Origin of the sequence: Sulfitobacter guttiformis (assembly GCF_003610455.1) — a bacterium.
GTDB lineage: Bacteria > Pseudomonadota > Alphaproteobacteria > Rhodobacterales > Rhodobacteraceae > Sulfitobacter > Sulfitobacter guttiformis.
Genome location: NZ_RAQK01000001.1, coordinates 1,348,669 through 1,370,973, shown reverse-complemented (window position 1 = coordinate 1,370,973; position 22,305 = coordinate 1,348,669). Strand labels below are relative to the sequence as shown.

The 22,305-nt window shown below is 55.6% G+C and carries 24 protein-coding genes; 15 read left to right on the top strand and 9 right to left on the bottom strand.

All coding sequences use genetic code 11. The annotated features are described in order from the left end of the window. The first annotated feature begins 69 nt into the window (after window positions 1-69). The 4 genes from C8N30_RS06815 (at window position 70) to arsC (ending at window position 2,506) form a co-directional block, all read left to right on the top strand. A complete protein-coding gene (locus C8N30_RS06815; protein WP_025063757.1) occupies window positions 70-513 on the top strand; it encodes a winged helix-turn-helix transcriptional regulator in 444 nt (147 codons plus the stop codon). Window positions 514-652: 139 nt separating this feature from the next. Then, entirely contained in the window at window positions 653-985 is a 333-nt protein-coding gene (locus C8N30_RS06810) for an ArsR/SmtB family transcription factor (RefSeq protein WP_025063756.1), read from the top strand. Between the two features lie 34 nt (window positions 986-1,019). Next, entirely contained in the window at window positions 1,020-2,087 is a 1,068-nt protein-coding gene (gene arsB / locus C8N30_RS06805; RefSeq protein ID WP_025063755.1) for an ACR3 family arsenite efflux transporter, read from the top strand. Then, on the top strand, window positions 2,084-2,506 hold the full coding sequence (arsC, locus tag C8N30_RS06800; protein ID WP_025063754.1) for an arsenate reductase (glutaredoxin): 423 nt from the start codon (window positions 2,084-2,086) through the stop codon (window positions 2,504-2,506). Before arsB ends, arsC begins: the two co-directional genes overlap by 4 nt. Before the next feature lie 283 nt (window positions 2,507-2,789). On the opposite strand, the gene C8N30_RS06795 is transcribed toward arsC, so the two are convergent. From C8N30_RS06795 to leuC, 6 genes are all read right to left on the bottom strand, one after another. After that, window positions 2,790-3,881 (bottom strand): cupin domain-containing protein, encoded by a 1,092-nt coding sequence (locus tag C8N30_RS06795; RefSeq protein WP_025063753.1) that lies wholly within the window; start codon window positions 3,879-3,881, stop codon window positions 2,790-2,792. Window positions 3,882-3,991: 110 nt separating this feature from the next. Next, entirely contained in the window at window positions 3,992-5,098 is a 1,107-nt protein-coding gene (leuB, locus tag C8N30_RS06790) for a 3-isopropylmalate dehydrogenase (RefSeq protein WP_025063752.1), read from the bottom strand. A gap of 54 nt (window positions 5,099-5,152) precedes the next feature. Continuing rightward, the gene (locus C8N30_RS06785) at window positions 5,153-6,091 is read right to left on the bottom strand and encodes an endonuclease/exonuclease/phosphatase family protein (RefSeq protein WP_232222840.1); all 939 of its coding nucleotides are present in this window, start codon (window positions 6,089-6,091) and stop codon (window positions 5,153-5,155) included. Between the two features lie 65 nt (window positions 6,092-6,156). Beyond that, window positions 6,157-6,996, bottom strand: a complete 840-nt coding sequence (locus C8N30_RS06780) for a membrane protein (protein ID WP_025063750.1) — start codon at window positions 6,994-6,996, stop codon at window positions 6,157-6,159. Window positions 6,997-7,312: 316 nt separating this feature from the next. Further along, entirely contained in the window at window positions 7,313-7,918 is a 606-nt protein-coding gene (leuD, locus tag C8N30_RS06775) for a 3-isopropylmalate dehydratase small subunit (RefSeq protein WP_025063749.1), read from the bottom strand. Window positions 7,919-8,032: 114 nt separating this feature from the next. Then, window positions 8,033-9,439: a 3-isopropylmalate dehydratase large subunit gene (gene leuC / locus C8N30_RS06770; RefSeq protein ID WP_025063748.1), complete on the bottom strand. Its 1,407-nt coding sequence runs from the start codon at window positions 9,437-9,439 to the stop codon at window positions 8,033-8,035. Between the two features lie 309 nt (window positions 9,440-9,748). Between leuC and C8N30_RS06760 the strand changes: the two genes are divergently transcribed. The 4 genes from C8N30_RS06760 to rlmH all read left to right on the top strand — a co-directional run bounded on the left by C8N30_RS06760 (window position 9,749) and on the right by rlmH (window position 12,772). After that, window positions 9,749-11,059 (top strand): mechanosensitive ion channel family protein, encoded by a 1,311-nt coding sequence (locus tag C8N30_RS06760; protein ID WP_025063747.1) that lies wholly within the window; start codon window positions 9,749-9,751, stop codon window positions 11,057-11,059. Between the two features lie 48 nt (window positions 11,060-11,107). Then, window positions 11,108-11,782, top strand: coding sequence for an FAD-binding oxidoreductase (locus C8N30_RS06755; RefSeq protein ID WP_025063746.1), 675 nt, complete (start codon window positions 11,108-11,110; stop codon window positions 11,780-11,782). 153 nt (window positions 11,783-11,935) lie between these two features. Beyond that, window positions 11,936-12,295: a ribosome silencing factor gene (rsfS, locus tag C8N30_RS06750; RefSeq protein WP_084273621.1), complete on the top strand. Its 360-nt coding sequence runs from the start codon at window positions 11,936-11,938 to the stop codon at window positions 12,293-12,295. 6 nt (window positions 12,296-12,301) lie between these two features. Continuing rightward, window positions 12,302-12,772 carry a 23S rRNA (pseudouridine(1915)-N(3))-methyltransferase RlmH gene (gene rlmH, locus C8N30_RS06745; RefSeq protein ID WP_025063744.1) on the top strand — a complete coding sequence of 157 codons (471 nt, stop codon included), beginning with the start codon at window positions 12,302-12,304 and terminating at the stop codon, window positions 12,770-12,772. On the opposite strand, the gene C8N30_RS06740 is transcribed toward rlmH, so the two are convergent. Both C8N30_RS06740 and C8N30_RS06735 read right to left on the bottom strand, forming a co-directional pair. Beyond that, window positions 12,769-13,122 carry a hypothetical protein gene (locus C8N30_RS06740; protein WP_025063743.1) on the bottom strand — a complete coding sequence of 118 codons (354 nt, stop codon included), beginning with the start codon at window positions 13,120-13,122 and terminating at the stop codon, window positions 12,769-12,771. The two genes, rlmH and C8N30_RS06740, sit on opposite strands and share 4 nt — an antisense overlap. A 35-nt stretch (window positions 13,123-13,157) precedes the next feature. Beyond that, window positions 13,158-13,856, bottom strand: coding sequence for a DUF599 domain-containing protein (locus C8N30_RS06735; protein WP_025063742.1), 699 nt, complete (start codon window positions 13,854-13,856; stop codon window positions 13,158-13,160). A gap of 211 nt (window positions 13,857-14,067) precedes the next feature. Here C8N30_RS06735 and C8N30_RS06730 point away from each other — a divergent pair, with 211 nt between their 5' ends. The 7 genes from C8N30_RS06730 (at window position 14,068) to C8N30_RS06700 (ending at window position 20,676) form a co-directional block, all read left to right on the top strand. After that, entirely contained in the window at window positions 14,068-15,516 is a 1,449-nt protein-coding gene (locus C8N30_RS06730; RefSeq protein WP_025063741.1) for an FAD-linked oxidase C-terminal domain-containing protein, read from the top strand. Window positions 15,517-15,573: 57 nt separating this feature from the next. Beyond that, the gene (locus C8N30_RS06725) at window positions 15,574-16,656 is read left to right on the top strand and encodes an FAD-binding protein (protein ID WP_025063740.1); all 1,083 of its coding nucleotides are present in this window, start codon (window positions 15,574-15,576) and stop codon (window positions 16,654-16,656) included. Next, entirely contained in the window at window positions 16,653-17,018 is a 366-nt protein-coding gene (locus C8N30_RS06720) for a hypothetical protein (protein WP_025063739.1), read from the top strand. Before C8N30_RS06725 ends, C8N30_RS06720 begins: the two co-directional genes overlap by 4 nt. A gap of 9 nt (window positions 17,019-17,027) precedes the next feature. Further along, window positions 17,028-18,404, top strand: coding sequence for a glycolate oxidase subunit GlcF (glcF, locus tag C8N30_RS06715; RefSeq protein ID WP_025063738.1), 1,377 nt, complete (start codon window positions 17,028-17,030; stop codon window positions 18,402-18,404). A gap of 53 nt (window positions 18,405-18,457) precedes the next feature. After that, on the top strand, window positions 18,458-19,288 hold the full coding sequence (locus C8N30_RS06710) for a trypsin-like serine peptidase (RefSeq protein ID WP_051567236.1): 831 nt from the start codon (window positions 18,458-18,460) through the stop codon (window positions 19,286-19,288). 70 nt (window positions 19,289-19,358) lie between these two features. After that, entirely contained in the window at window positions 19,359-20,078 is a 720-nt protein-coding gene (locus C8N30_RS06705; RefSeq protein ID WP_025063736.1) for a trypsin-like serine peptidase, read from the top strand. 127 nt (window positions 20,079-20,205) lie between these two features. After that, window positions 20,206-20,676 (top strand): Hsp20 family protein, encoded by a 471-nt coding sequence (locus C8N30_RS06700; protein ID WP_025063735.1) that lies wholly within the window; start codon window positions 20,206-20,208, stop codon window positions 20,674-20,676. Window positions 20,677-20,760: 84 nt separating this feature from the next. On the opposite strand, the gene C8N30_RS06695 is transcribed toward C8N30_RS06700, so the two are convergent. Then, entirely contained in the window at window positions 20,761-22,233 is a 1,473-nt protein-coding gene (locus C8N30_RS06695; protein ID WP_025063734.1) for an NAD-dependent succinate-semialdehyde dehydrogenase, read from the bottom strand. Window positions 22,234-22,305 lie beyond the last annotated feature (72 nt).

The following is a 22,305-nucleotide window of genomic DNA, read 5'->3' as shown; positions in this document are numbered from 1 at the left end:
ATTCCTTTTAGGAACTAACTATTGGTAAGTTCTCTTTCAGAACCTGTCAATCCCTGCTATATAATCATCATGAAATGGAATGATCTTCACAAGGAATCTTGTCCCGTCGCACGCGGCCTTTCCGTGGTTGGCGACCGCTGGACCATGCTGGTCCTGCGAGATTGCTTTTTGGGTATCCGCAGGTTTGAGCAGATGCAGGAGCGGCTTGGTATTACACGCCATGTTCTTGCCGATCGGCTGCGCAAACTCGAGGCGGCAGGCGTGCTGCAACGTGAGGCCTACCAACAGCGACCGCTGCGCCATGAATACCGGCTGACCGATCGCGGCAAGGCCCTGTATCCGCTACTGGTGACATTGATCGAATGGGCAAACGAGCATGTTCCGACGGAGGGCGTGCCCTCAGTGCAGCTGTTCTCGCGGGAGACAGGAGATCCTATTGCGCCCATGTTGGTCGATGCTAACTCAGGCAAGAAAATCAGCTACCGAAATGTCAAGGCGGTGGCAGAAAATTGAGTATTTTGTCCGCTCATTGTCATGCTTTTCAGTTTCGTTTTTCATGATCCCCTTGTGAATCCTATCTATCTTTGCAGGGCACCCAACACCTCCCAAAAGTGCTTGACTTTCATCATGATATATCGACATATCCAGATTTATGGATATAGAAAAAGCTCTCAACGCCTTTGCTGCTCTCAGTCAATCTACGCGGCTTGATGTATTCCGCCTGCTCATTAAGGCCGGAGAGATTGGCATGACTGCAGGCGATATAAGCGACACTCTTGGGGTTCGTCAGAATACGATGTCGGCTAACCTAAGCATTTTGTCTCGTGCCGACCTGATCCGCAGCAAGCGGGAAGGGCGTGGTATCCGATACTTCGCTGACATGGACGGGATGCGCGGTCTGTTGGCCTTCCTAATGGAGGATTGCTGCGGAGGACGTCCCGAACTGTGCCAGCCCGTCATCAATGAGCTCGCTTGTGCTTGCTGATGCGAGAAACCCCTAGAATGGATACTCACTCGAAATGACCGATATATCACTTCCCGCTGCGGCGGGTCTGGGAACTTTTGAACGCTGGCTTTCCATTTGGGTGGCACTTGCCATCGGCGCTGGGCTGCTGCTGGGCAACCTCTTTCCTAATCTCTTTTCCTTTCTAGCTTCGCTGGAGGTAGCCTCGGTCAACTTGCCCGTGGCAGTGCTGATCTGGGCGATGGTCTATCCGATGATGGTGGGGGTAGATTTTGGTGCGTTGCGGCAGGTCGGCGACAAGCCAAAGGGACTAATTGTGACGCTGGTGGTAAACTGGCTGGTCAAGCCTTTCACGATGGCAGCGCTAGGCGTGCTGTTCTTCGAATACGTCTTTGCGGGACTAATTCCGCCGAAGGACGCGCAAGCCTACCTCGCAGGGGTCATCTTGCTGGGGGCCGCACCTTGCACTGCGATGGTGTTTGTCTGGTCGAACCTCACGCGTGGCGATGCGACTTACACGTTGGTACAGGTTAGCGTGAACGACGTAATCATGGTCTTCGCCTTCGCGCCCATCGTGGCTTTTCTGCTGGGCGTGACCGATATCGTCGTGCCGTGGGATACGCTCCTGATATCAGTAGGTCTCTATGTCCTGCAGCCGCTTGTGGCCGGGTATTTAACGCGCCGAAATCTTGTCGCGAAGGGTGGCGAGGCAGCGGTGGGTGCATTCAAGTCCCGCGTGCAGCCTTTCGCAATCCTTGGGCTGCTGATGACGGTCGTTTTGCTGTTCGGTTTTCAGGGTGAAGTCATTCTTGATCGCCCGCTGGTTATCGCTTTGATCGCGGTGCCTCTGCTCATTCAGTCATACGGTATCTTTTTCTTAGCTTACGGCGCGGCGCGGGCTTGGGGCATCCCTTTTAATGTGGCAGCCCCCTGTGCGATGATAGGCACGTCCAACTTCTTCGAGTTGGCCGTCGCCGTGGCCATCAGCCTGTTCGGACTGGGATCGGGAGCGGCGCTTGCTACTGTCGTCGGTGTCCTCGTGGAAGTTCCGGTAATGCTTTCGCTTGTCGCGTTCGCCAACCGAACGCAGCACTGGTTCCCAAAGGAAGAAGGCGCCTCGTGAGCATCGTCATCCATCATAACCCCGACTGCGGCACCTCGCGTAACGTATTGGCGATCATTGAGGCTTCAGGCGAGATGCCTGTGGTGATCGAGTACCTCAAAATTGGCTGGACTCGCCCGCAGCTTCTGGCGCTGTTCGCCGCCGCCGGTCTCACGCCGCGCTCCGCTCTGCGGACAACAAAATCCCCCGCTGAGGAACTCGGCCTGCTCGACCCTTCGGTGGACGACGATACGATACTCGCTGCCATGCTGAAGCATCCCGTTCTGGTAAATCGTCCCATTGTCTGCTCGTCCAAGGGTGTACAGCTCTGTCGGCCGAGCGAGACAGTGCTGAACCTGCTCGACCGCCTGCCGCCAGGTGCGATGTCGAAAGAAGACGGTACGCCCCTGATTGATGCGGAGGGAAACCGCGTTGGCTGATACTCCAAACCTCTGATTAGTCGATCTTCCAACCATTGAGACATATCGCTTGTTTGCAACAGTGCGGTCGACACGTGTCCCGAGCCGCTTAGCTGTCAAAGCGTCCATTGCCGCCGTCGCAACGGAGGGACGCTTTGTGCAGTTAAAAATCGCATCGCGCAGTCTTCGAACTTTGCATATCCCACCTTGAGGGCAGTGTTTTCCTTCAGCATGACGCAGGTGGCTGACCCAGATCAGGTTCGCCGCACTTAACGCGCGTTATGATTGCTTAGCTCAAGTTTGGTCATGCCAGAACGGTATTGAAATCACCGCGCAGAGCAACCTCTAGCAGCTCTATGTCTTCGGATGCGTCAGTGTAACTGACGACCATTTCAGGCGGGATGACGAATCCGTCGCCGGCCTCCAGCGTGCGGTCCTGTTGACCTTCGGCGTGCAGCGTCATTGTGCCTTCCATGACGAATGTAAAATGGATGTCCGCTGTATGACTGAAAGCGGATGAAGCACCTTCGGCACGGCGCAGAACCTGAATACCAGCGATGCCCTTGGTGCCTGCGGTGATACCTGTATCGCGTGCGGTAAAGCCTGGGATGTGGGCAGGCGCCCATACGGCCCGCTCTTTGATGTGGTGAACGAAGGTCTGCCCGTCCCATTCGCGGGCCGGATCACCGGTGCCGTTGGGCAGGGTAAAGTCATGGTCAATTGTGGTGATATGTTCTGCGGGTACGCCGATTTCGATTACTTCGATGTTTGGCGATGCTTCGACAACACGGTGGCGGATGCCGGGGGGTTGTGTCACGCAATCACCAGCGTGTAGGCGGATTACATCACCCTGATCTTCATACAGAACATCGACCCAACCCCGATAGCAAAAGATAAGTTGGAACCCGACCGTATGGTAATGGACCATGTCAGGTACGGGTCCGCCATCGGGTATGCGGATATGGCTCGCGATGATTGAGCCGCCGAGGCGCGAAGGGATAAGATCGCGGTAGTGCATGCCTGCGCGCCCAATGACCCAAGGGGCCTCATCGGTAAGCCGCCGTACGGCAAATTCGTGCTGTGTAGTGATATGTTCGACCTGCGGCGTCAGAGGGATGATGGTTACGCGTGTGCCGTTTGGCGCGTTCAACTCGCGCTTGCCATCTGCAAAGCCGTCCACATCATCGGTTAGTATGCGGATATGTCCCGGCGGCACATCAGCCCCTTTCTCGATCCTGATTCTCAGGCCGTGGCCGGAAAAGCTGGCGACTGACGGGTCGTCGGCGGGAAAGATATTCTCGAGCCGCATGCCGAGTGTTTTAGTAAAAAACGGCAGATCATTGCGCAGCTCGGTCGTCGGCAGCAGCACTTCGGCAAGGATGGGTGTTTTTGTCATCTGGGAGCCCTTCGGCAGTGGTTTGCCGAACGGTGCCAGTTTTTCCAGCAGGTCTCAATCTGCAAATGGCAGGCGCATCTCGCAGAGGCGCGCCTGCCGGTTTTTCTGCGTTACAGGCTCGCGTCGAGAGCTGCGAGAATTACATCGCCCATCTGAGACGTCGATATAGGCGTGCCACCTTCCTCACCCATCAGGTCCGCAGTGCGCGCACCATCAGCAAGAACTTTCTCGATCGCTTTTTCGAGACGTGTGGCCTCGTCACCTTGATCAAATGAATAGCGCAGGGCCATGGCAAAGCTGAGGATGCACGCAATCGGGTTGGCCTTGCCTTGCCCTGTGATGTCCGGTGCAGAGCCATGAACGGGCTCGTAAAGCGCCTTTGGCCGCCCGTCCGCATTGGGTGCGCCCAGCGAGGCGGAAGGCAGCATTCCCAGCGAGCCGGTGAGCATGGCCGCACAATCGGACAGAATATCGCCGAACAGATTGTCGGTCAGGATCACATCAAACTGTTTCGGCGCGCGCACCAACTGCATCGCGCCATTGTCCGCGTACATATGGCTCAACTCGACATCGGGATAATCCTCATCATGCACTTTTTGCACAACCTCGCGCCACAGAATGCCACTTTCCATCACGTTGGCCTTTTCCATCGAGCAGACTTTGTTGCCTCTACGGCGTGCCAGCTCGAATGCGGAGCGTGCTACGCGGCCGATCTCGCTCTCGGTATAGCGCTGGGTGTTAATGCCAACCCGCTCGTTGCCTTCCTCAAAGATACCCCGCGGCTCCCCGAAATAGACACCAGAGGTCAGCTCACGCACGATCATGATATCGAGGCCTGCGATCAGATGTTTTTTGAGCGAGGAGAAATCGGCCAGCGCGTCAAAGCATTGGGCGGGCCGCAGATTAGAAAACAGGTCCATCTCTTTGCGCAGGCGCAGCAGGCCGCGCTCGGGCTTGACCGAAAAATCGAGGTCATCGTATTTCGGACCACCAACAGCCCCGAGCAGAACTGCGTCCACTTCCATCGCACGCGCCATCGTATCGTCGTGCAAAGGGGTACCATGCTTGTCATAGGCGGCGCCGCCGACCAGATCATGCTCGACATCGAACGCGAGGCCGCGCTTGTCACCGAACCAGTCGATGATGCGGGTGACCTGGCCCATGACCTCGGGGCCAATGCCGTCACCGGCGAGGATCAAAAGGGTGGGGTTTGCCATGCGAAATGCTCCTGAAATTGACTTAAATCGGCGTAGCGCGCAGGGCGATGGCCGTCAAGGATCGGTAGGTGTGATGTCGAGCCACAACAGGCTATGGCGGCTGACCGCCGGTGCGCCCACGATGCCCTGTCCTGTCACGCGCCAGTGAGTCGACGGCAAAAGGTAGTCGACGCGTAAATTGCCAGGAAAAGGATCTTTAAAGTCAGCGGTGGGGCTGTCGTCAAAAGGGTTTTGCAGGAGGGGAGAGGCCAACAACTCTTTGATCGCGGTAGGCCGACCGCTGCTCCTTACAGGATCGATATTTGCAGTCCCTGCAAGGACAAATGGCAGATCGCTGGTGTCAAAGGCGAGATAATCGAGCCAGAAAGCAACCTCGTCATGGTTTCGGCGACCATTGCGGTCCTCGTCGCCGTCATAAACGGGCGGGGTCGCGTGAAATGTCATCAGGCGCAGGGTGCCGCCATGGGGCGTCTGAATTGGTACGACCCAATGGTTTCGTGACGAAAGGCGATGGGCAGCGAATACATCACCACCGCCGAAAGGTTGCCCGTCGGAGAAGGGATAGATGTGATTTTTCAGATCGCGCCAGAGCATCGGGGTGAAGTCCTGCACTGCATCGAAGACGATGGGAAAGCGCGACAGGACAGCCATGCCGCCCATACCGTTAAAGCGGCCATAGCCGTGTGCATCATCAGCGTCCCCCAAAGTGCCGTTTCCGTTCAAGTCAAGGCCGCTGGCCTGCCCAGCATTGGGCGCGCTGGAGAACATGTAGGAATATTCGAGGCCTGCTTGTGCCAGCATACTTGCAAGCGCGTTAAGGGCGGTCTGGCGGAGATCGTAGTCAATCCCCTGTAGCGTAATCACATCGGGACGAACATCGACCAGCAGCGCAACAAAGGCGTCCAGTTGGGGATCTTTGCCGCGCTGTATGTCGCGGAGCAAAAGACCGGGACCTTTGCGCATAAGCTCGGCATTGAAAGTGGCTATACGCAACGTATCGGCCTTCAAAAGGGCCGGCGAAAAAGCCAAAACAATGAGCGCCGTAGCAAGTGTGCGTATCAGGCGATCTGCAATCCTGCGGCTGCCTGTTCGGCATAGGCGCGTTTGCGCTTTTCCTCGATCATATCGGCAATCTTGCCCATGGCGATGCCGCGCATGATGATGCTTGCCGGAAGAAAGGCCCATGCTGCGATTGTCCAAATAAGGGTTTGCGGATTCTGCAATGTTACAGGGTCTATCAGACCGGAGGCTAGTTTGACCATTGCCGGAACGGCGAAGGGCAAAAGGAATCCCAGGGCGATGTTGACCCGCGCGTCACGCTGCAGCCGCTCCAGTACATCCCCACCCGCAGTAGGATCGAACAGAGGGAGATTTACCCAGACATTGAAAGCACCCGCACGTGCAGGCCAGTTCAGAATGCGGACTAGAAACACAAATGCCGTCATTGCGATCAGCGAAATGAGATAGGACAAACCGGCTGCCGTTCGCACAAAGCTTACCGTTTCATAGTTTGCGTCAACGGGAAGCATCAGAACAACCATGCGAACGGGAGAGTAAGGGAAGTCCATCGCATTGCCTACGATCGTACCGATCGAGGTGAGCGCCATCGTCAGCACCGTTGGATCAGTCATGCCTTTTACAATCGCGCTCAGCAAAAACACTGTCAGGAACAGCGAGGTAAAGCGCAGTCTGTTGAACGGAGCCGCGTCACGAAATTCAACAATACTCGGGAAAACTGAGGTATACTCAACAAATGTAAGGATTGCGGCCAGTAGCCCAACCAGAAGAATTATTTGCGTCGAATCAGCATCGAGGCCCGGCAGGACGAGCGCAGGGGTCATGATCATGGTCGCAACCAAAAGTCCACGCGCCGCAGCGCTGGTGATACGTGCTATCAACGTTCTATCCCTTTCAAACTGGCCAGCCGCGTTTGTCGCGTGCTTGTTCCAACTTGATGCCTTCGGGTCGGAAGGCCTGCCTCATTGTTGTCACAATCATGCCTCCTTTCGCCTTAGTTCTCAAGACTGTTACGTCAGTTAACTGGAGCGATGAGGCGTTTTGAGGGAAAGGGTGGTGCGATGTTGCATCATTTGCGCGGCGCAAATAAGGCGACCGCAACATCTAGTGGATGCATAGGATACGCCCACTAGAAAATTTGCTCAAATTATAGCTTTAGTTAAATTACGCTTAAGCAAATTAACTAAAGCTACTGGCTCAGACCCAAGGACGGCTCTGGGCTGCTGCGGTCTCGAAGGTATCAATGGAGGCTGCTTTCTCCATCGTCAGGCCAATATCGTCGAGGCCGTTCATAAGGCAGTGTTTCTTGAACGCATCAACCTCAAATGTGAACACCTCACCATCGGACGAGGTAATGCTCTGGTTTTCGAGATCGATTTCGATACGGGCATTTGCACCTTTTTCCGCATCTTTCATCAAAATATCCACCTGCTCCTGCGGCAGGATGATGGGCAGAATGCCATTTTTGAAGCAGTTGTTATAAAAAATATCGGCATAGCTAGGGGCGATTACGCAAGTGATGCCGAAATCTGCGATAGCCCATGGCGCATGCTCACGCGAGGAGCCGCAGCCGAAGTTGTCACCGGCGACAAGGATCTGCGCATCGCGGTACTGTGGCTTGTTCAATACAAATGTCGGGATCTCGTTGCGATCGTCATCATAACGCATTTCGTCGAACAGGTTCACCCCAAGGCCGGAGCGTTTGATGGTTTTTAGAAACTGTTTCGGAATTATCATATCCGTGTCGATGTTGATCAGGGGCATGGGCGCGGCGATGCCGCTCAGGGTGGTAAATTTATTCATGGGTCAAGGCTTTCCTGAATTGGAAGAAAGGGCGCTGCTCCTCGGTCCTTCCAGTCCCTCCTCGCTGGTGACTTGACCAAGGAGGGGGAGCTGGAGAAAACTGGTGAGCGTCCGCTACATCATCTCGCGTACATCTGTGAGTCTACCTGTCACGGCTGCCGCTGCTGCCATTGCGGGTGACATCAGGTGCGTACGTCCGCCGCGACCTTGACGGCCCTCAAAGTTACGGTTTGAGGTTGCTGCACAACGCTCGCCGGGGGCGAGTTGATCAGGGTTCATCGCAAGGCACATGGAACAGCCCGCGAGGCGCCATTCGAAGCCTGCCTCGATGAAGATATCGGCGAGGCCTTCTTCCTCGGCTTGCGCACGGACAAGTCCGGATCCGGGCACGACCATGGCCCGCATACCTTCCTTGATCTTTTTGCCCTTCAAGATTGCGGCCGCTGCGCGCAAATCCTCGATCCGACCGTTAGTGCAGGACCCGATGAATACCGTATCGATCTGGACGTCAGTAAGCGGTGTGCCGGCCGTAAGGCCCATATAATCAAGCGAACGCTGCGCCGCTTCGATTTTACCGCCCTTGAAGTCGGCTGCTGCGGGGATATTGGCGGTAATCGGCAGCACGTCCTCTGGGGAAGTGCCCCATGTGACGACAGGTGCGATCTCCTCGCCTTTGAGGGTCACAACCTTGTCCCAATGGGCGTCATCATCCGAGTAGAGGGTTTTCCACCACTCCATAGCAGCTTCCCATTGCGCACCTTTCGGTGCGTGTGGGCGGCCCATGCAATAAGCATATGTCTTTTCGTCCGGAGCAATCAGGCCTGCGCGCGCGCCACCTTCGATCGCCATGTTGCAGACTGTCATACGTCCTTCCATGGACAAATCTCTAATCGCTTCACCGCAATACTCGATCACATATCCGGTGCCGCCTGCGGTGCCGGTAACACCGATCACCGACAGTGTAATGTCCTTGGCGGTGACGCCAGGCCGCAACTTACCGGTGATTTCGACCTTCATGTTCTTGCCCTTGCGCTGGATCAGCGTTTGGGTGGCCAGCACGTGTTCGACCTCGGATGTGCCGATACCGTGGGCCAGTGCGCCGAACGCGCCGTGGGTGGCGGTGTGGCTGTCGCCGCAGACAACTGTCATGCCGGGGAGGGTCCAGCCCTGTTCGGGACCTACGATGTGCACGATGCCTTGGCGTACATCGGAGACAGGATAGTAGTGAATGCCGAATTCTTTTGCATTGGTGTCAAGGGCGTCGACCTGAATGCGGCTGTCCTCGGTCATGGTTGCCGCGTTGGCGCGATCCAGCGTTGTGGGCACGTTATGGTCCGGCACTGCGATTGTTTTATCGGGTGCACGAACGGTACGGCCTGTCATGCGCAGACCTTCGAATGCTTGCGGTGACGTCACCTCATGGACGAGGTGGCGGTCGATATAAAGCAGGCAAGTGCCGTCATCAGCTTCATGGGCAACGTGAGCGTCCCAGATTTTATCATAGAGCGTTTTGGGGGACATATGGTCCTCTCCCTTGGATGATGTGATGGTTTCGTAAGTCAGGCGCGGGAATCCTCCCGCTGGCGCAGGGCAGGGCTATAGTCGTGCCAGCACAGTATGCGTAGCACCGAAAAAGCGGTCCGGAAGGCGGGCGCGGTCAGTTTTGTTGAACACATATTTCATAAGGTTAAGATACACGCCTGTCTGGCCTCCTGCAAGCGTGTCCAAGGGCGGCAATTTTCCTCCCGATCGGTGAGTGTCCTTTGTGGGGCACGTGGCTTGCAGGTTACGGCACTTCGTGCGACGATTCGTGCGAATTAAGGGAAAGCCATGCAAGACCCGATTGATCCATTCGCAGAATTTATCACAACACTTCAGTTGCTTTGGGCGAATGCCTTCAGCTTTCTCGGTGACGTGGTCCAACCCGGCTGGCGGCGAAATCAGGTCGTTATTATCCTCGTTGTCGCTTTGATTTCATGGGCGCTCCACAGCCGAAGTGGGGCAATCTTGCAGGAATGGGTGCGTGCGCGCGAAGGTTGGGAAAAATGGCAACTGCGTGTGATTGTCCAGATCAAGCGGCGCCTCGGGCTGATGTGGTTTTGCCTGTTGGTGGGGATTGTCTACTTTGTAATGCAAAGCATTACATGGCCATCCCGGTCTGTGTTGATCGGTCTCGCGGCCCAGCTCGGGGTGGTCTGGTTGTCGATCGCATTTGCCGCACGGCTGGTTCGCAACCGCCCGATGCGGCGGATTGTGACGTGGTCTTTGTGGATCTACGGCACGCTTTATCTGCTGAACCTGTCAGACAGCGTGGCGACGTTCCTTGACCGTGTTGCCCTTCAGGTCGGCGAATTCCGCCTGTCTGTGCTGACATTGATTACAGCGATTGTTGTGATTGGCTTGCTGGTGACGCTGGCGCGTGTTGCCTCTACTGCGACTGCCAGCACCATTCGGCGCAATGAAGACATCAGTCCTTCCATGCAGGTGCTTGCGGTCAAGGGTGTGCAGTTAGCGATGTATGGCATCGCGTTCTACATGGGCGTCAAGGCCGTAGGGATCGATCTGACCGGACTCGCCGTTCTGTCTGGAGCGATTGGTGTGGGCCTTGGTTTTGGTCTGCAAAAGGTGGTGTCGAACCTTGTTTCAGGCGTGATCATTCTACTCGATAAGTCGATCAAGCCAGGTGATGTCATATCACTGGGCGAGACATTCGGCTGGATCCAGACGCTAGGCGCGCGCTATGCATCAGTGGTGACGCGGGACGGAAAGGAATACCTGATCCCGAATGAGGACCTGATCACTGGCCAGGTGGTGAACTGGTCCCATTCCAATGATTTTGTACGGCTGGATATCCATTTTGGTACTGCATACGGGGACGATCCTCATGTCGTGCGCAAGCTCGCGATTGAAGCGGCTGCCTCGGTTGAGCGAGTACTCAGCTTTAAGGCGCCCGTGTGCCATATCGTAGGATTCGGGGATAGCTCGGTTGATTATATCCTGCGGTTCTGGATCAAGGACCCTACTGGGGGCCTTACCAATATTCGCGGCAATGTTTATCTGGCCCTTTGGGATACCTTCAAAGAGCACAAGATTTCCATCCCGTTCCCGCAGCGCGAAGTAAAACTACTCGACGACAGCTGAGGGAACACTTGGCCTCTGCGGTGTGTTGGTCTTTCAAAGGAGATACCAATGACACATGTTCTGACACTGCAAAGCAAAGTGCAGCTGACCCCGGATACCCACCGCTATGTTTTTAACAAGCCGGATGGGTTGGATTTTGAGGCTGGACAAGCCACAGAGCTTACTTTGATGAAAGATGGCTGGCGAGACGAGCCGCGCCCATTTACTTTCACATCGTTGCCCGATGAAAGTACGCTTGAGTTCGTGATCAAAAGCTACCCCGATCATGATGGTGTGACAGAGCAGCTTGCCAAGCTCGAAACAGGCGACACCGTCGAGATTGTAGACCCGTTTGGTGCCATATCGGATCACGGTCCGGGCGTATTTATCGCTGCGGGGGCGGGGATCACGCCCTTCATTCCAATTCTGGAAAAGCACGCTAAGTCGGGCAAAATGGACTGCACGCTCATTTTTACCAACGCAACAGAAGCAGATGTGATTCTGCGGGAAAAATGGGAAAAGATGGATGGGCTGACGACAATCTTCACTGTTACTGATGGAGAAAACGTCGATACGGATGTTGAAGAGGAAAAAGTTGATAAAACATTTTTGAAGAAACACCTGACACGATTTGACCGCACATTCTACCTTTGTGGCCCTGAAGGCTTCGTAAATGACGTGCGCGAAGCGCTTAAAGCTCTTGGCGCCGATGCGGATAAAATCGTCACAGAAGAGGGTTGGTAATGCACGGGGTGGCGCCCGACATTGAAATCAGGCTATTGGGTTGCTAATTAAAGGCCTCACCCCAGCGCCGGGGGACTGTCGGCGCGACAAAAGGAGGACAATGTCCTGTCTACGCAACTTCACGCAGCCTCTGCTGCGCAATCTGGTGCGGTCATAATGGCCGGTCAGAAAACAGCCACCAGCGACCTGCTGTTGGAAACAGTTCTTGCCTCGCTTGACGATGACAAGGCCGAGGATGTCGTGCAGATTGATCTGCGTGGAAAGTCCGAGATTGGCGATCACATGGTCGTCTGTTCAGGCCGCTCGACACGTCAGGTTAGTGCGATCGCCGAAAAGCTTGCTCAGCGGCTTAAGGATGAATACGGCCATGCCGTGCGCACCGAGGGCAAAGGATCGGGTGACTGGGTGCTTATTGATGCGGGCGACATTATCGTTCATGTCTTCCGTCCTGAGGTCCGCGACTTTTACCAACTCGAAAAGATGTGGTTGGGGCAGCCTGAGACCGAGGCGTAAGCACCGGTGAAGGTACACATTTGTGCCGTCGGGCGGCTCCGTGCCGGTCCTGAAAAGACCCTGATCGACGACTACATTGCACGATTTGACAGAACCGGCCGTGGGCTTTCCCTCGGGCCGGTTTCTGTTTTGGAGGTCGATGATCGTAAGGGTGGCGGGATGGCAGCAGAAGCAGCACTGTTGCGCCGTGCTCTTCCACAGGGCGCGGTTGTATGTGCTCTCGACGAGCGTGGTGTGGTCGAGAGGTCACCCGAATTCGCGAACCGCATCGCCGATTGGCGGGATGCGGGCCGAAGCGATCTTGTGTTTGTTATCGGTGGGGCGGATGGAATTGATCCCGACTTGCGCAACGAGGCGGATCATCTTCTGTCATTTGGCGCGATGGTCTGGCCGCATATGCTGGTTCGTGCCATGCTGGCAGAGCAGTTGTACCGCGCTGCCTCTATTCTGTCGGGCGGACCCTATCACAGGGTTTAGGGCAGCTTGACAGTCTTTCCTTCGGGGTTCCAACCGTTCACTGTGTCATGTGCTTCGATAATAACTTCTGTCACGCCATTTGGTATTTGTACGCCTGAAAGCGAACGGGTCAGAGGTTGTTCATTCACATGAGGATGGGCAAGGTTGCGCTCTCCGAGCACGGCGCCACTGGTGTCTTTGACACGCCACATATCTGCGTAATCATCCCAGCCAGTATCGGTGTGAGTGATTGTGACATCAAATGTATAAGCGCCGCCAACCTTCACAACCTTCACGTTCCGGACGACAGCATTGTCCGCTAAAGCCGGTGTGGCCAGCATTGTGAGCGCGAGCAAGAATCGTTTGATCATGATACCATCCAATATTAAGCTAGTTAGATAGCTGCTCAGATGACATCTTCCAAGAGGGCCTTGCGCGATTGTGAAGCAAACTCCCTCCGCCAGATTACAACACATGTAGTTATCGCGGCGGCAATTAAGGGGATCGGACCTGCAAGCCAGGCTACTGATGCCAAGCCGAAATACAAAGTTCTCAACCCTCGATTGAAGCTACGAGCCGCTGTAATGTTCAATTGCGCGGCTTTGCTAGCAAAAGCAGATGATTTCGGGTCTCCGGGAGTGTTGGGCGTCGCGCCGACGATAACAGAGCAGTAGCCAAATAACCTGTTGGACCATACGAATTTCAGGAACGCGCTGGTCAGGAACATCACGATCACAAGAAGTTTCACCTCCCACACAATTGCGGGGTCGCGCGTTTGTGTAAGGTCGGCAGCGACACCGGCAACTTGTTCCGCGTTTCCGATCAGCGCGAGCGCACCACCGATGGCAATAACACAGGTCGATGCAAAAAATGATGTGGCCTGTCGCAATGTGCCGATGATCTGGGCATCAAAAATCCGCACCTCTCGTCCGGTCATCTGGTCCATCCATTGGCGCCTGTATCCCGCCATAATCAGCGAGGTCGAAGGCCGCTTCAGCGATGGATGCTCGATGCGCCAACCTATGCCACCCCAGAGAATCAGGATAACGCCGATAGCGACTACGTCGAGAAAAGACAGAAAAGAAAAACTGGCGAGTGAAATCATATTTTCTCTTTAAGGGGTTGCCGGCCCCAAGGCCAGTCAAAGGCACGACATGCCTGTGCTGAAAGCGTCTTTTCGGGTTTATCTCCTACTCGTTTACCAAGACTAAATAGCAAGTCGCTTATCATTAACGAGCAAGAGTCTTGCTGTTTTCGAAAATTGGTAATATAATATTACCAAATAAGAGTATCGCAAGCAATCAGGAGCGCCGACAATGGAAATGCCAATCCCTAATCCTGCTGTCATTGCAAGAAAATCTCGCGTTGTGGAGCGGTTGCGCAGGGTCTTGCCTGTGGGTTCGGTAATTCACGACGAGCGCGAAACCCGTGCATATGAATGTGATGCGCTTACCGCTTACCGGTGCGCGCCTATGGTTGTGGTGCTGCCAACCACTACGGAGGAAGTGTCAGCTGTTTTGCGGATTTGCCATGAGGAAGGCGTTCCAGTTGTGCCGCGTGGTTCTGGTACCTCGCTGGCGGGCGGGGCACTGCCGACGGCGGATTGCGTAATCCTAGGCGTGGCGCGGATGAACGATGTGATCGAGACGGATTACGATAACCGTTTCATTCGTGTGCAAACTGGGCGCACCAACCTCAGCGTAACGGGCGCAGTGGAAGAAGACGGGTTTTTCTACGCACCTGACCCCAGCAGCCAGCTTGCCTGCGCCATCGCGGGCAACATCGCGATGAATTCCGGTGGGGCGCATTGCCTCAAGTATGGCGTGACCACAAACAACCTTATGGGCGTTAAGATGGTCATGATGGACGGCGAAATCGTAGATATCGGGGGGGCGCATCTGGATGCGGGTGGTCTTGACCTGCTGGGGCTGATCTGTGGCTCTGAGGGGCAGTTGGGCGTTGTGACTGAGGCAACATTGCGGATTCTGCACAAGCCCGAGGGAGCCCGCCCTGTTTTGATGGGTTTCGACGACAGCGAGGTTGCAGGTGCCTGTGTAACCGCGATTATCAAGGCGGGCGTGCTGCCTGTGGCAATCGAGTTTATGGATCGCCCCTGCATTGAGGCAACCGAGGCGTTTGCCCATGCGGGATATCCGATGTGCGAAGCGCTCCTGATTGTCGAGGTTGAGGGATCGGACGCCGAAATTGACCACCAACTGGATCTCATCATGGAGATTGCACGCCGCCATAATCCCGTTGAGCTGCGGCAGAGCAAGTCTGCGGAGGAAAGTGCGGCGATCTGGCTGGGCCGGAAATCAGCCTTTGGAGCGATGGGGCAAATCAACGACTACATGTGCCTCGACGGTACAATTCCTGTATCCAGCCTGCCGCATGTTTTGCGCCGTATCGGTGAGATGTCCAAGGAGTACGGCCTGAAGGTGGGTAACGTATTCCACGCGGGCGACGGGAACATGCATCCGCTGATCTTGTTCGACGCAAATAAACCCGGAGATCTGGAATTGTGCGAGGCATTCGGCGCTGAAATTCTCAAGCTGTGTGTCGAGGTGGGCGGATGCCTGACAGGCGAGCATGGGGTGGGTATTGAAAAGCGTGACCTCATGCACGTGCAGTACGCCGCGAACGACCTTGAAGCGCAGATGGCCGTAAAAGACGTTTTTGACCCGCAATGGTTGCTCAACCCGGCAAAGGTGTTTCCGCTCGATGCATCTGATGCGCGCCGCCAGATCCCGGTCGCGGCGGAATAACAACCAGATCGGGAGTTAATCCTTCTGATACTAGCGGAATAACCGAGGCCAAAAAATATGTATCTTCCGACAACCGAGGCCGAGCTGGCCGGCATTATTCGTGAAACCGACCAACCGCTCGCCGTGAAAGGCGGGGGCACCCGTGGGGTGCGGGTTGACGGTGCACCACTTGGCACATCGGGAATGACGGGGATCACGCTCTACGAACCTGGAGCGATGACAATTGTTGCACAGGCCGGTACGCCCGTTGCAGATGTTGAAGTGGCACTGGCAGCCGAAAACCAGCGTTTGGCATTTGAGCCGATGGATCACCGCGCTTTGATGACAACCAGTGGCACACCAACAATTGGCGGCATTATAGCCGCAAACATCAGCGGACCTCGCCGGATTTCTGTTGGCGCTGCACGGGATTTCCTGCTGGGTGTGCGGTATGTTGATGGCATGGGCCAAATCGTGAAAAACGGTGGGCGTGTCATGAAAAATGTCACTGGCTATGATCTGGTAAAGCTGATGGCGGGCGCCCACGGCACGTTGGGCGTTCTAAGCGAGGTATCGCTCAAGGTGTTGCCCCGTCCTGAGACACAAGCGACGCTGGTGTTGCACGGATTGGACGATGTCGCTGCGGTGAGCGCGTTGGCCCGCGCGCTGGGCAGCCCCTTCGAGGTGTCGGCTGCGGCTCATGACCCGGCGGCGGGAGAGACATCGCTGCGGATTGAGGGGTTCGCGCAATCTGTTAGCTACCGATGCACACAGCTCAAAGCACTGCTAGGGGGTGAAATAACCGTTGTAGAAGAGGATGTAGCGCGTTGGACTGCATGGCGGGATGTTGCAGGATTTGCCGGCCTTGATGGTGATGTATGGCGTGTGTCCTGCAAGCCATCCGACGGCCCTTCGCTTGCAGCCCGATCAGGTGCGCGTAACGTCCTTTATGATTGGGCAGGCGGTTTGATCTGGATGCTGACACCTGCAGGATACGATTTGCGTACGCAATTGGGTGTGTATGACGGGCATGCGACTTTGGTGCGTGGAACCGGTCAGCCGCGGTTCGAGCCTGAGGCGGCAGGTGTGGCGCGTATCACCGCGGGTCTGAGGGCCCGGTTTGATCCACGCAGTGTATTAAACGCGGGGTTGATGGGATGAGCCTTTTGGTTCTGTTCTTTATTATATTTATTGGCGGGCCTTTAGCATTTCGCGCGCTCATGCAGGGTGGGCCTTCACCTGTGGCATTCAGGCGGTTGGCGATATTTATGGCGGTTTGCGCATCAACTGGCCTGACGCTTCGCTACGGATTTGCGCATTTGTGGGGGCGAAACCTGCTGGTCACCGGAGGTGGTATTGTGTTCATTTGGGGCGGTTGGATTGGTGTGCTGGCCTATGGAGCACAATCACTACGGCGTATGGACCACAGCGGGCGGATGCGGCGCCTGAGCGCCGTTTGTGGTGCGCTGGGAACAACAGTGCCATGGTTTGGATTGGCAAGTGCCAGCCTTTTGGCGGGGTGAGGGAATAAGATGCAAACGACATTTAGTGAGGAACAACTCAAGGAGCCGGGCACAAAGCGTGCCAACGAGATCTTGCGCGCCTGTGTGCACTGCGGTTTTTGCACGGCTACTTGTCCAACGTATCAGGTATTGGGCGACGAATTGGACAGTCCACGTGGGCGGATTTATTTGATCAAGGACATGCTCGAAAACGAGCGGGAGCCAGACGCAAAAACGGTCAAACACATTGACCGCTGCCTCAGTTGTCTTGCCTGCATGACGACCTGCCCCTCGGGTGTGCATTACATGCATCTGGTGGATCATGCGCGGGATTATATCGAACAACGTTACAAGCGCCCATTTACGGACCGCGCCCTGCGATGGGTTCTGGCGCGGATATTGCCCTATCCGATGCGATTTCGTGTGGCGCTTCTGGGGGCCAAAATGGGCCGTCCTTTTGCACGGTTCATGCCCGACGCTCGCCTGAGGGCGATTTTGGAAATGGCGCCAAAGGTGATCCCTCCGGTCAGCCGGAATGATGATCCGCAAACCTTTTCGCCGCTCGCTCCGCGGCGGATGCGTGTGGCTCTTATGACAGGCTGTGCGCAAAAGGCACTCAACACAGATATCAATGACGCTACGATCCGCGTCCTGACGCGGTTGGGTGCTGAAGTGGTTGTTGCAGAAGGCGCGGGATGTTGCGGCGCGCTTACCCATCACATGGGAAAAACGGCGGAAAGCCATGTGACCGCTGCGAAAAACATTCGTGCTTGGGCTCGCGAGATGGACGAGGGCGGGCTTGACGCCATTGTGATCAACACGTCCGGCTGTGGCACGACTGTTAAGGATTATGGTCACATGTTTCGCAATGATCCGCTGGCCCCGGACGCCGCACGGGTTGCGGCGATTGCGCGCGATATCTCTGAGGTGTTGATCGAGCTGACAGCTGATTCAGAAAGTGCCGTATGGAGCCCTGAAGCAGAATGGTCAAAGGTCACAAAAACGGCCCGCCCTGCAGAGGGGATGGTCGTCGCTTATCATGCCGCATGTTCCCTGCAACACGGCCAGAAAATTAAAACACACCCCAAGACGTTGTTGAAAAAGGCGGGTTTTACGATCGTCGAACCCGCGGATCCTCATCTCTGTTGTGGGTCTGCGGGGACATATAATTTGATGCAGCCGGAAATATCAGGGCAGCTGAAAGAGCGTAAGGTCAAGACCCTGGAAGCCAAAAATCCGGATGTGATCGCGGCGGGGAACATTGGGTGCATGATGCAAATTGGCTCTGCTACAGCGGTGCCTGTTGTCCATTCTGTGGAACTGCTCGATTGGGCATGGGGTGGACCGAAACCACACGCCCTCGATGGGCGCGAAATGCATAGAGACGGCATACCGCGTCTGCGATAATGACATTGCCCTAATTTCGCCTTACCGCGTCTGTAACTGCAAGGTTCATGGTAATGTATGGGGTAATTCGCTTGAAAGCATGGGTAGCACTGACCGTTTTGGGATTGTTGCTGGCTTCTGGTGCAGTTGCCCAAGATGCGCATCTGAAACGCCTTGATAATGGTGATGATGCGAAGGCATGGGAAGCAGTTGGCCGGCTTGATATTAACGGAAAAGGTTTTTGTACGGGCGCCCTGATCGCGCCCAAGCTCGTTCTGACTGCTGCGCATTGTATGTACGACAGCGAAACAGGTGAGCGGATTGATAAGGGCCATATCGAGTTTCTCGCAGGCTGGCGCAACGGGCGTGCCGGCGCTTACCGTGATGTTGCACGGGTGGTCGTTCATCCGTCCTATGTTTATCAGGAAGAACTTTCGTCGGAACGGGTGCGAAATGATCTGGCGCTGCTGGAGCTTGACCAACCGATCCGCAACACCTCAATCAAGCCGTTCGGCACAGGGGCTCGTCCGCGTGCCGGCGATAGTGTTGGTGTTGTGAGTTACGCGCTCGATCGTGCCGAAGCGCCATCTCTTCAGGAAATGTGCGCGGTATTGGCCCGGCAGGATGGCGTTTTGGTTACGTCCTGTTCGGTTGATTTCGGTTCAAGTGGTGCGCCGATATTTGTTATTGAAGACGGGGAAGCCCAGATTGTTTCTGTGGTCTCTGCCAAGGCCGAAGTGAGGGGCGAGCAGGTTTCTCTCGGAACAGCGCTGGGCCAACCTCTGGCCGAATTACAGGCCGAATTGGTTGCAGGCCGCTTTATCTACTTGGGCGCCAAGCCGGGGGAGCGCCGGATTGGAGCAGGGGAGCGGCTGGGCGGAGGCGCCAAATTTGTTTCGCCGTAGCCTTATATTATTACTTACACTTTGCGCCGTGCCGGCGTTGGCTGATAGTGCCCTCGTGGGATTGACGCGAGTGGAGCAAGCATCACCGTGGAAAGCAGTCGGGCGCCTTGATACGAGCGATGGCAGTTACTGCACCGCAACGCTTATTGCGCCTGATCTGGTTCTGAGTGCGGCACATTGTGTCTATACTCGGGAAGGACAACGCCTCGCTCCTGGCGATCTGGTGTTTCGCGCCGGTTACCGCGAAGGCCGCGTTGAGGCGGAGCGAAAAGTTTTACAGATCGCGCTGCCAGATGCCTATGACTACAATTCGGGAGATCCCAAGGTCCGAATTGCAAATGACGTTGTGTTGTTGCGCCTTCATACCCCTGTGGCGAGCCATATAATCGCCCCGTTTGTTGTAGAGCAGCGGACCCTTGATCATGGCGAGGTTACGGTCGTGTCCTACGGGCAAGGGCGCGATGCAGTGCCTTCATTGCAATCGACTTGTGCGATATTGCGCAGTTTTGACGGAGTGATGGTCATGAGCTGCGACACGACATTCGGATCCTCCGGTGCGCCCGTATTCATCCGCGACGGGATACAAATCAAGATCGCGTCGATCGTTTCCGGCTCAGCGCGGATTGACGGCGTGCAGCGCACGACAGGCATGGCTCTGCCCGAGATTGTAGCTACGCTCAAAGCAAAGCTTATTGCGGAAGGAGCACCCCCTCCTGCGGTGCTAAACCGGATGGGAGCAGGCACACGCGCGGCAGGTGGTGCAAAGTTCATCCGTCCTGGCGGGTCTTGAAACCTGATTTTTTATCACCACATTTGAGCAGTCAGGGCGCCTATCTAGGGTTCTGACATAGACCAAACTGGGCCTGTCCAATGATGGAAGGCTCGTACGATAATCGCTCACTTATGAGGATGAACACATGCGTAATTTTGATTTTGCACCGCTTTACCGATCGACAGTCGGGTTTGACCAAATCGCCAATCTGATGGACCGTGTCCTGACCGCCGAGACAGCACAGCCGAGTTATCCCCCTTATAATATCGAAAAGCTGGATGACGATGCCTACCGCATTTCCATTGCTGTAGCGGGTTTTTCCGAAGACGATCTAAGCGTTGAAGTGCGTGAAAAGTCCCTGATCGTATCGGCACGCAAGGCAGATGAGGACGAAGAAAAGACATATCTCCACCGCGGTATCGCGACCCGTGCGTTCGAGAGGCGCTTTCATTTGGCGGACCATGTGATTGTTACAGGAGCGGCCCATGCCGATGGTATGCTGCATATCGCGCTGGAGCGTCAGATTCCCGATGCACTCAAGCCCCGTCAGATTCGGATCGCGTCAAAGACCCCCAGCATTGCCAAAGATGTAGTAGACGCTAGTTCGATAAATTAATCCATTCTCCTAGAATGAACTAAGACGTGGAAGGCCCGGCGCAGGTGAATGCGCCGGGCCTTTTTGCTGCATAATCTGGGCGGTTTAGACGCTCATGCAGATATACTTCATTTCTAAATAGTCCTCGATGCCGTGGTGGCTACCCTCGCGACCCAGACCCGACTGCTTCACGCCGCCAAATGGGGCAACTTCGGTGGAGATGAGGCCAGTGTTTACGCCAACGATGCCGTATTCCAGTGCTTCTGCCACTTTGTAGACGCGGCTGAGATCCTTTGCATAGAAATAACTGGCCAAGCCAAAGATCGTATCATTCGCCATGGCGATGACATCGTCCACGGTATCGAATTTAAACAGCGGTGCGAGGGGGCCGAAGGTTTCTTCCTGTGCGACCATCATATCCTGCGTCACACCGGTAATGATCGTTGGCGGCAGGAAATTACCGTCCATCGCGCCATTCTCGCCGAGCAGGACGGTAGCCCCTTTCGAAAGTGCGTCATCGATATGCTCTTTGACCTTTTCGCCCGCTGCCGGATTGATCAAGGGTCCGAGGGTCACGCCTTCGGCAAAGCCGTCACCGACTTTCAACTTTTCAACGGCTACCTTCAGCTTGGCGGCGAAGGTGTCATAGACACCCGCCTGCACGTAAATACGGTTCGCGCATACGCAGGTCTGGCCGTTATTGCGGAATTTGCACAGAATAGCACCCTCTACTGCTGCATCCAGATCGGCGTCGTCAAATACGATAAAAGGTGCGTTGCCACCCAGTTCCATCGAACATTTCATGACCTGATCAGCGGCTTGTTTCATCAAGATACGGCCGACCTCGGTCGAGCCTGTGAACGTCAGTTTGCGCACGGCAGGGTTTTCGCAGAATTCCTTGCCCACGGCGGAGGAAGAGCTGGACGGAACGACGTTGAATACGCCTGCGGGGATGCCTGCACGATCTGCCAGTACACCCATCACGATGGCGCTCAGCGGGGTTTCCGCGGCAGGGCGCGCGACAAATGCACAACCAGCGGCCAGCGCGGGCGCGGCCTTGCGGGTGATCATCGCATTGGGAAAATTCCACGGTGTGATCGAGGCGGCGACGCCGATGGGCTGCTTGATTACTGTGATCCGCTTGTCACGCTGATGGCCGGGAATAGTCTCGCCATAGATGCGTTTGGCCTGCTCGCCAAAAAACTCGATGAAGGATGCGCCATAAGCGATCTCGCCCTTGGCTTCTGCCAACGGTTTACCCTGCTCGGCGGTCAGGATCGCACCCAGATCATCCTGATTTTCCATCATGAGGTCGAACCATTTGCGCATAACTGCTGCGCGCTCTTTTCCGGTCCACTTGGCCCATTCTTTTTGTGCTGCCTCGGCTTGCGCGATGGCGCCTGCGACCTGCGCGCGGCTCAAATTCGCCACTTTTGCCACAACGTCTCCGCGTGACGGGTTCATAACATCGAAGGTCCCGTCATCGCCCTCTACCCATTTGCCCCCGATATAGGCACGCGTTTCGAGTAGGCTTGGATCTTTGAGCATTGATTTCAGGTCGGTTGTCGAAGCAGTCATTTTACACTCTCCTTGAATTCGTCTGGGAACCCAAACCAAGTATGGTTATGATTGTCCAGTTCACATTGAGAG

What these genes read in the sequence shown, in the direction of transcription:
- C8N30_RS06735 (WP_025063742.1), bottom strand. Translation starts at nt 13,856, where the DNA reads ATGATTTCACTCGCCAGTTTTTCTTTTCTGTCTTTTCTCGACGTAGTC.
- C8N30_RS06710 (WP_051567236.1), top strand. Translation starts at nt 18,458, where the DNA reads ATGTATGGGGTAATTCGCTTGAAAGCATGGGTAGCACTGACCGTTTTG.
- C8N30_RS06700 (WP_025063735.1), top strand. Translation starts at nt 20,206, where the DNA reads ATGCGTAATTTTGATTTTGCACCGCTTTACCGATCGACAGTCGGGTTT.
- C8N30_RS06720 (WP_025063739.1), top strand. Translation starts at nt 16,653, where the DNA reads ATGAGCCTTTTGGTTCTGTTCTTTATTATATTTATTGGCGGGCCTTTA.
- C8N30_RS06795 (WP_025063753.1), bottom strand. Translation starts at nt 3,881, where the DNA reads ATGACAAAAACACCCATCCTTGCCGAAGTGCTGCTGCCGACGACCGAG.
- C8N30_RS06730 (WP_025063741.1), top strand. Translation starts at nt 14,068, where the DNA reads ATGGAAATGCCAATCCCTAATCCTGCTGTCATTGCAAGAAAATCTCGC.
- arsB (WP_025063755.1), top strand. Translation starts at nt 1,020, where the DNA reads ATGACCGATATATCACTTCCCGCTGCGGCGGGTCTGGGAACTTTTGAA.
- C8N30_RS06725 (WP_025063740.1), top strand. Translation starts at nt 15,574, where the DNA reads ATGTATCTTCCGACAACCGAGGCCGAGCTGGCCGGCATTATTCGTGAA.
- C8N30_RS06740 (WP_025063743.1), bottom strand. Translation starts at nt 13,122, where the DNA reads ATGATCAAACGATTCTTGCTCGCGCTCACAATGCTGGCCACACCGGCT.
- C8N30_RS06695 (WP_025063734.1), bottom strand. Translation starts at nt 22,233, where the DNA reads ATGACTGCTTCGACAACCGACCTGAAATCAATGCTCAAAGATCCAAGC.
- C8N30_RS06755 (WP_025063746.1), top strand. Translation starts at nt 11,108, where the DNA reads ATGACACATGTTCTGACACTGCAAAGCAAAGTGCAGCTGACCCCGGAT.
- C8N30_RS06815 (WP_025063757.1), top strand. Translation starts at nt 70, where the DNA reads ATGAAATGGAATGATCTTCACAAGGAATCTTGTCCCGTCGCACGCGGC.
- C8N30_RS06810 (WP_025063756.1), top strand. Translation starts at nt 653, where the DNA reads ATGGATATAGAAAAAGCTCTCAACGCCTTTGCTGCTCTCAGTCAATCT.
- glcF (WP_025063738.1), top strand. Translation starts at nt 17,028, where the DNA reads ATGCAAACGACATTTAGTGAGGAACAACTCAAGGAGCCGGGCACAAAG.
- C8N30_RS06760 (WP_025063747.1), top strand. Translation starts at nt 9,749, where the DNA reads ATGCAAGACCCGATTGATCCATTCGCAGAATTTATCACAACACTTCAG.
- leuD (WP_025063749.1), bottom strand. Translation starts at nt 7,918, where the DNA reads ATGAATAAATTTACCACCCTGAGCGGCATCGCCGCGCCCATGCCCCTG.
- leuB (WP_025063752.1), bottom strand. Translation starts at nt 5,098, where the DNA reads ATGGCAAACCCCACCCTTTTGATCCTCGCCGGTGACGGCATTGGCCCC.
- leuC (WP_025063748.1), bottom strand. Translation starts at nt 9,439, where the DNA reads ATGTCCCCCAAAACGCTCTATGATAAAATCTGGGACGCTCACGTTGCC.